General features: G+C 72.9%; 5 protein-coding genes and 1 pseudogene. 3 read left to right on the forward strand and 3 right to left on the reverse strand.

The genetic code is table 11. The annotated features are described in order from the left end of the window. Positions 1–93: 93 nt before the first annotated feature. Entirely contained in the window at positions 94–747 is a 654-nt protein-coding gene (pdxH, locus tag H5J29_RS17445) for a pyridoxamine 5'-phosphate oxidase (RefSeq protein ID WP_181782013.1), read from the reverse strand. Between the two features lie 222 nt (positions 748–969). On the opposite strand from pdxH, the gene H5J29_RS17450 reads away from it, so the two are divergent. Beyond that, positions 970–2,091 carry a citrate synthase 2 gene (locus H5J29_RS17450; RefSeq protein ID WP_181782014.1) on the forward strand — a complete coding sequence of 374 codons (1,122 nt, stop codon included), beginning with the start codon at positions 970–972 and terminating at the stop codon, positions 2,089–2,091. 58 nt (positions 2,092–2,149) lie between these two features. Here the strand turns inward: H5J29_RS17450 and H5J29_RS17455 are convergent, their stop codons facing one another. Both H5J29_RS17455 and H5J29_RS17460 read right to left on the reverse strand, forming a co-directional pair. Continuing rightward, entirely contained in the window at positions 2,150–3,451 is a 1,302-nt protein-coding gene (locus H5J29_RS17455) for an MFS transporter (RefSeq protein ID WP_181782015.1), read from the reverse strand. 57 nt (positions 3,452–3,508) lie between these two features. After that, positions 3,509–4,105 (reverse strand): LLM class flavin-dependent oxidoreductase, encoded by a 597-nt coding sequence (locus H5J29_RS17460; protein ID WP_181782016.1) that lies wholly within the window; start codon positions 4,103–4,105, stop codon positions 3,509–3,511. Between the two features lie 172 nt (positions 4,106–4,277). Between H5J29_RS17460 and serC the strand changes: the two genes are divergently transcribed. Both serC and sepH read left to right on the forward strand, forming a co-directional pair. Further along, entirely contained in the window at positions 4,278–5,408 is a 1,131-nt protein-coding gene (gene serC / locus H5J29_RS17465; RefSeq protein WP_181782017.1) for a phosphoserine transaminase, read from the forward strand. 259 nt (positions 5,409–5,667) lie between these two features. After that, a pseudogene (sepH, locus tag H5J29_RS17470) lies at positions 5,668–6,252 on the forward strand (septation protein SepH); the annotation flags it as partial. Positions 6,253–6,286: the final 34 nt, after the last annotated feature.

Consider the following 6,286-nt stretch of genomic DNA (forward strand, 5'->3'; position numbering starts at 1 on the left):
CGGGGTGGGGACGGTCGGCGGGTCCGGCGGTTGCTCCTGCGTCACGCCCCCACGACTACCACGACTCTTGCGGCCCGTAACGACCTGGTTCGCCTAGGGGGCGAGCCGGACGACCTTCCAGGTGCGGGTGTCCCGGTCGCCGACGAAGCGCAGCCGGTCGTGCATCCGGTTCGTGCGGCCCTGCCAGAACTCCACCTCGTCGGGCACGATCCGCCAGCCGCCCCAGTGCGGGGGCCGCGGGACGGCCTCGGTGTCGGCGAACCTGCGCTCGACGTCCGCCAGTGCCGTGTCCAGCACCTCCCGCCCGCCGACGACGACGGACTGGGCCGACGCCCACGCCCCCAGCTGCGAGCCGCGGGGCCGGGTGGCCCAATAGGCGTCCGCCTCGGCGTAGCTCGCCTGCTGCACCACGCCCCGGACGTGCACCTGCCGGTGCAGCGGGTACCAGGGGAAGGTCGCGGCGGCCTCGTGCGACTGGCGTAGGTCGCGGCTCTTCGCCGACGTGAAGTTGGTGTAGAAGACCACCCCGCGTTCGTCGAGCCCCTTGCAGAGCACCGTCCGCGACGAGGGCCTGCCCTCCGGGTCCGCGGTGGCCAGCACCATCGCGTTGGGCTCGGCCACCCCGGCCTGCTCGGCCTCGGCGAGCCACCGGGTGAGCTGCTCGTGCCAGGTCGGGGCGAGCTGGTCGACGTCGAAGCCGTCCGCTCCGTAGTCGACCCGCATCGCGGCGAGCGTGGTCTCGGTCATCCGCACCTCCTCGTGGACCCCTGACGGTAGGGAGCGAGGACCGCGAAGCGACACCCTCCGTTCGGGTCCGGTGACCGATGACACCGTTGTGCTCGCACGCCGGCCGGGAGAAGGTGACCGCGAACACGCGCGCGACCGCGCGCGGATTCCCCTGGACACCGGCCGACGGCGCCGCCCGGCGACGTCGTCGGTGTGCACAGGTCGTCGACGAAGGAGACCCCGGTGTCCGAAGTGCCCCCGCCCCCACCCGGCTTCAAGTCCGGCCTCGAAGGCCACGTCGCGTTCCGGACGGAGATCGCCGAGCCCGACAAGGACGGCGGCGCGCTGCGCTACCGCGGGGTCGACATCGAGGACCTCGTCGGCACGGTCACCTTCGGAAACGTGTGGGCCCTGTTGGTCGACGGCCGGTTCGGCCCGGGGCTCCCGCCCGCGGAGCCGTTCCCGATCCCGGTCCACACCGGTGACGTCCGGGTCGACGTCCAGGCCGCGCTGGCCATGCTCGCCCCGCACTGGGGGTACAAGGCGCTGCTCGACACCGCACCGGAGGAGGCCCGCGACCAGCTGGCCAGGGCCTCGGTGATGGCGCTGTCCTACGTCGCGCAGTCGGCGCGCGGGATCGGCGTCCCGGCCGTGCCGCAGTCCCGCATCGACCAGGCGCAGACGATCACCGAGCGCTTCATGACCCGCTGGCAGGGCGAGCCGGACCCGGCGCACGTCCGGGCGATCGACGCCTACTGGGTGTCGGCGGCCGAGCACGGCATGAACGCCTCGACCTTCACCGCGCGCGTGATCGCATCGACCGGCGCGGACGTCGCGGCCTCGCTGTCCGGCGCGATCGGCGCCATGTCCGGCCCGCTGCACGGCGGTGCGCCCGCCCGGGTGCTGCCGATGATCGCGGAGACCGAGGAGACGGGCGACCCGGAGGCGCTGGTCAAGGGCATCCTGGACCGCAAGGAGAAGCTCATGGGCTTCGGGCACCGGGTCTACCGGGCCGAGGACCCGCGCGCTCGCGTGCTCCGCCGCACCTGCCAGGAGCTCGACGCGCCGCGGTACGAGGTGGCCGCCGCCCTGGAGCAGGCCGCGCTGAAGATCCTGCGCGAGCGCCGCCCCGACCACCCCATCGAGACGAACGTGGAGTTCTGGGCCGCGGTCATCCTGGACTTCGCCCAGGTCCCGCCGCACATGATGCCCGCGATGTTCACCAGCGCCCGCACGGCCGGGTGGTCGGCGCACATCATGGAGCAGAAGCGCGAGAACAAGCTGGTCCGCCCGTCGGCGCAGTACATCGGCCCGGGCCCCCGCAAGCCCCAGGACGTCGAGGGCTGGGACCTGCTGAACCCCTGACCACACCGTCGAGATGAACCTCGGTGCTGTTCGATCATGCTCTGAACGACACCCTGGTTCATCTCGGCGCGGGTTGGGTGGGGGTCGGGGCCTGGGTGGGTGTCGGTGTGCGGCGGATGGCGATGCTCGCGACCGCCGCCACGCCGCAGAGGACCGCGCCGCCGTACCAGGCCAGGTCGTAGGAGCCCAGCGCGTCCCGGACCAGGCCCGCAGCGAGGGCCGCCGCCGCCGCGCCCAGCTGGTGGCTCGCGAACACCCAGCCGAACACGATCGGCGCCCGCTGCCCGAAGGCCGACCGGCACAGCGCCAGCGTCGGCGGCACCGTGGCCACCCAGTCCAGACCGTAGAAGATGATGAACGCGAACATGCTGGCGTTCACGTCCGCGCCGAACAGCGGCACGAGCAGCGCCAGGGACACCCCGCGCAGCGTGTAGTAGGCCAGCAGCAGGATCCGTGGGTCGAAACGGTCGGTGAGCCAGCCCGAGAAGATCGTGCCCGCGATGTCGAAGATGCCGACGAGCGCGAGCAGGCTCGCCGCCGTCGTCGCGGGCATGCCGTGGTCGTGCGCGGCCGGGATGAAGTGGGACTGGACGAGCCCGTTCGTCGTGGCGCCGCAGATGAAGAAGCCGAGGACGAGCAGCCAGAACGTACGGTTGTGGGCCGCGGTGGCCAGCGTCCCCAGGGCGAGCTTCGCGGCGCCGGACCGCAGCGGCTCGACGATGTCCGCCTCGGTCCCGCCGTACGGCAGCTCCCCGACGTCCGACGGCCGGTTGCGCAGGAGGAACCACACGATCGGCACGACGACCAGGGCCGCCGCGGACACCGTGATCGACGCGGCGCGCCAGCCGGAGCCCTCGATGACGTGCGCCAACACCGGCAGGAAGATCAGCTGCCCGGTCGCGTTCGCCGCCGTCAGGACGCCGGAGACCAGACCGCGCCGGGCCACGAACCAGCGCCCGACGACCGTCGCGACCAGGGCCATCGCCATCGACCCGGTGCCGAGCCCCACGATCACGCCCCAGAGCAGGACGAGCTGCCACGACGCCGTCATGAACACGGTCAGGCCCGCGCCGACGGCCACCATCACCAGGGCGACCGAGACCACCTGCCGCACCCCGAAGCGCTCCATCAGCGCCGCGGCGAACGGGGCGGTGAGGCCGAACAGCGCCAGGTTCACCGCGATCGCGCCCGAGACCGTGCCGATGGACCAGCCGAACTCGGCGTGCAGCGGCTCGACCATCACACCCGGCGTCGAGCGGAAGGCGGCGGCCCCGATCAGGGCCAGGAACGTGGCGCCCGCCGCGAACCAGGCCGGGTGCACACGACGACGGGTCCTGGGTTCGGTCACGCAACCCAACATGCCTGATGCGGGCGCGCCAGAGAAGTGGCCCGCGCGCCGGCGATCGACAGGATCCGGTCAGGCGGCGAGTGCCCGCAGAGCGTGGCAGGCCTCGGCGAACGCCGCGAGCTCGACGCCGACGTCCTCGGTCCGGGGCCGCAGCATCACGCCCGCGGGCCGCAGCCTGCGGACCAGCTGCTCCAGGTCCACACCCGGCGTGACCTCGACGATCGTGCGCAGCGCGGTCCCGCGGGGGGACGGCACCCCGAAGGCCTGGGGGACGTACTCGCTCGCCCCGGGCCGGGCCACCCAGGCAGGCACGCCCACCAGGTCGTACCTGCGCGCGACGGTCCCGCGGACCTCGGCGGCGTGCGCCTCCGGGTCCCGACCGGTCCCGCCGGGCATCCCGACGACGAGCTCCGTGCGGCCGCGGGCGCGCCCGGCGAGGTCGGCGAGCGCGTCGGCGTCGGTGCCCGCCCGCCGCCAGTGCCCGCCGACGGCGAGGCCGATCCGGATCCGGGACGTCCGCTCCGCGGCGACGGCCAACGCCATCCCCGTGTCCCCATAGCTGCGCGGTGCCTCGTGGCACCAGGCGCGGGTGAAGCCCAGCTCCTCCGCGAGCGCCACGTGCTCGGGCGTGGCCACCCCGACGGCGAGTGCGCAGTCGATCTCCATGAGGATCCCTCCGGTCGTGCCTCAGACCCGTATCTCGATCGATCCCGAAGCGGCGTTTCACGTGTCACCCGAGCGGACGAGACGCTGTTACGGGGACCGATCCGGTCGATCACGGGCCGTGCACCTCCGGCCCGGCCCCGCGCTCGCGCGGGCGACTTGCGACACTGGGACCGTGAGCGCGCCCAGCACCGACCTGCAGATCCCCGCCGACCTCGTCCCGGGCGACGGCCGGTTCGGCTGCGGTCCCTCGAAGGTCCGCCCCGAGCAGCTCGCGGCGCTCGCCGCGGCGGGCGACGTCATGGGCACCTCCCACCGCCAGAAGCCGGTGAAGTCCCTGGTCGGGCGAGTCCGCTCCGGCCTGCGGGAGCTCTTCTCGCTGCCGGACGGGTACGAGGTCGTGCTCGGCGTCGGCGGGTCGACCGCCTTCTGGGACGCCGCCGCCTTCGGCCTGGTCAAGGAGCGATCGCTGCACCTGACCTACGGCGAGTTCTCCGCCAAGTTCGCCGACACCACGCGGGGCGCCCCGTTCCTGGCCGACCCGGTGGTCGTGTCCGCGGAGCCGGGCAGCGCGCCCGAGCCGACCGCGGACCCGTCGTGCGACGTCCTGGCCTGGGCCCACAACGAGACCTCGACCGGCGTGGCGGTGCCGGTGGTGCGACCGGAGTCATCGATCGACGGTCAGCTGGTCGTCGTCGACGCCACCTCCGGCGCAGCCGGGCTGCCCGTCGACATCACCCAGGCGGACACCTACTACTTCGCCCCCCAGAAGGGCTTCGCCTCCGACGGCGGCCTCTGGATCGCGCTGATGAGCCCGGCCGCGCTGTCCCGCGTCGCCGAGCTCGCCGCGGGCGACCGCTGGATCCCGCCGTTCCTGTCGCTGGCCACCGCCGTCGACAACTCGGTCAAGGACCAGACGTACAACACCCCGGCCGTCGCCACGCTGATCATGCTGGCCGACCAGATCGACTGGATGCTGGGCCTCGGCGGGCTGGACGGGTGCGTGGCGCGCACCAAGGACTCCTCCACCCGGCTCTACGGCTGGGCCGAGAAGTCGGAGTTCGCCACGCCGTTCGTGAGCGACCCGGCCCACCGCTCCCAGGTGGTCGGCACGATCGACTTCGCCGACTCCGTCGACGCCGCCGCCGTGGCCAAGGTCCTGCGGGCGAACGGGATCGTGGACACCGAGCCGTACCGCAAGCTGGGCCGCAACCAGCTGCGGATCGGGATGTTCCCGGCCGTCGAGCCCGCGGACGTCGCGGCGCTGACCGCCTGCGTCGACTGGGTCGTCGAGCGACTGGGCTGAGCCCTCCGACAAGGCCGGGTCCGCTGGACCCGGCCTTTTCGTGCCCGAGAGTGACGGAATGTAGTCACATCAGTAACATGCACCTCAGCTTTACCGATCCTGGTACGACGTGTGACGGCGCGGAGTGCCGGTCGACGGGAATGGGCCGGGAAACCCCCGGTAGCCGCGCCGGAACGCGCGCGGCGCGCCTCACTCGTCGGACACGATTCGGCAACTACCGTCACCCGGACGGGGTCAGAGCGAGCGAGGAGGCCGGCGGATGCGGTCGTTGCGGGTCGTCGGGATCACCGAGGACGGTGCGGTGGTCCTCGAGGACTCGGCGCGCCGCGAGCGGTACACCGTGCCCGCCGACGAGCAGCTCCGAGCCGCCGCGCGGGGAGATTTGACCCGACTCGGACAGATCGCGATCGAGTTGGAGAGCCAGTTGCGACCACGCGAGATCCAAGCCCGCATCCGGGCAGGGGCGTCCGTGGACCAGGTCGCCTCGGCCGCCGGGGTGCCCGTCCAGAAGATCGAACGGTTCGCCTACCCGGTCCTGCTCGAACGTGCCCGGACGGCCGAGCTGGCCCGTTCCGCGCACCCCGTCCGGGAGGACGGGCCGGACCTGCGGACCCTCGAGGAGACCGTCGCGCACACCTTCGGGGTGCGCGGGCTGGACCACGACGACGCGGACTGGGACAGCTGGAAGGGCGAGGACGGCAAGTGGGTCGTCGCGCTCGGCTGGCGCTCCGGGAAGTCGGACATCCGGGCGCACTGGACCTTCCAGCCCGGCGCGCACGGCGGCACCGTCACCGCACTGGACGACCACGCCCGTGACCTGGTCGAAGGCCGTCCTTGTAGATCGGCGAGTCGACGTCGTCGATCTGCATGGTGACGAC

The organism is Pseudonocardia pini (assembly GCF_013870575.1).
GTDB lineage: Bacteria > Actinomycetota > Actinomycetes > Mycobacteriales > Pseudonocardiaceae > Pseudonocardia > Pseudonocardia pini.

Bases quoted from the DNA above. Each gene is read 5' to 3' on its own strand.
- H5J29_RS17455 (WP_181782015.1), bottom strand. From the start codon at position 3,451: ATGTTGGGTTGCGTGACCGAACCCAGGACCCGTCGTCGTGTGCACCCG.
- pdxH (WP_181782013.1), bottom strand. From the start codon at position 747: ATGACCGAGACCACGCTCGCCGCGATGCGGGTCGACTACGGAGCGGAC.
- H5J29_RS17460 (WP_181782016.1), bottom strand. From the start codon at position 4,105: ATGGAGATCGACTGCGCACTCGCCGTCGGGGTGGCCACGCCCGAGCAC.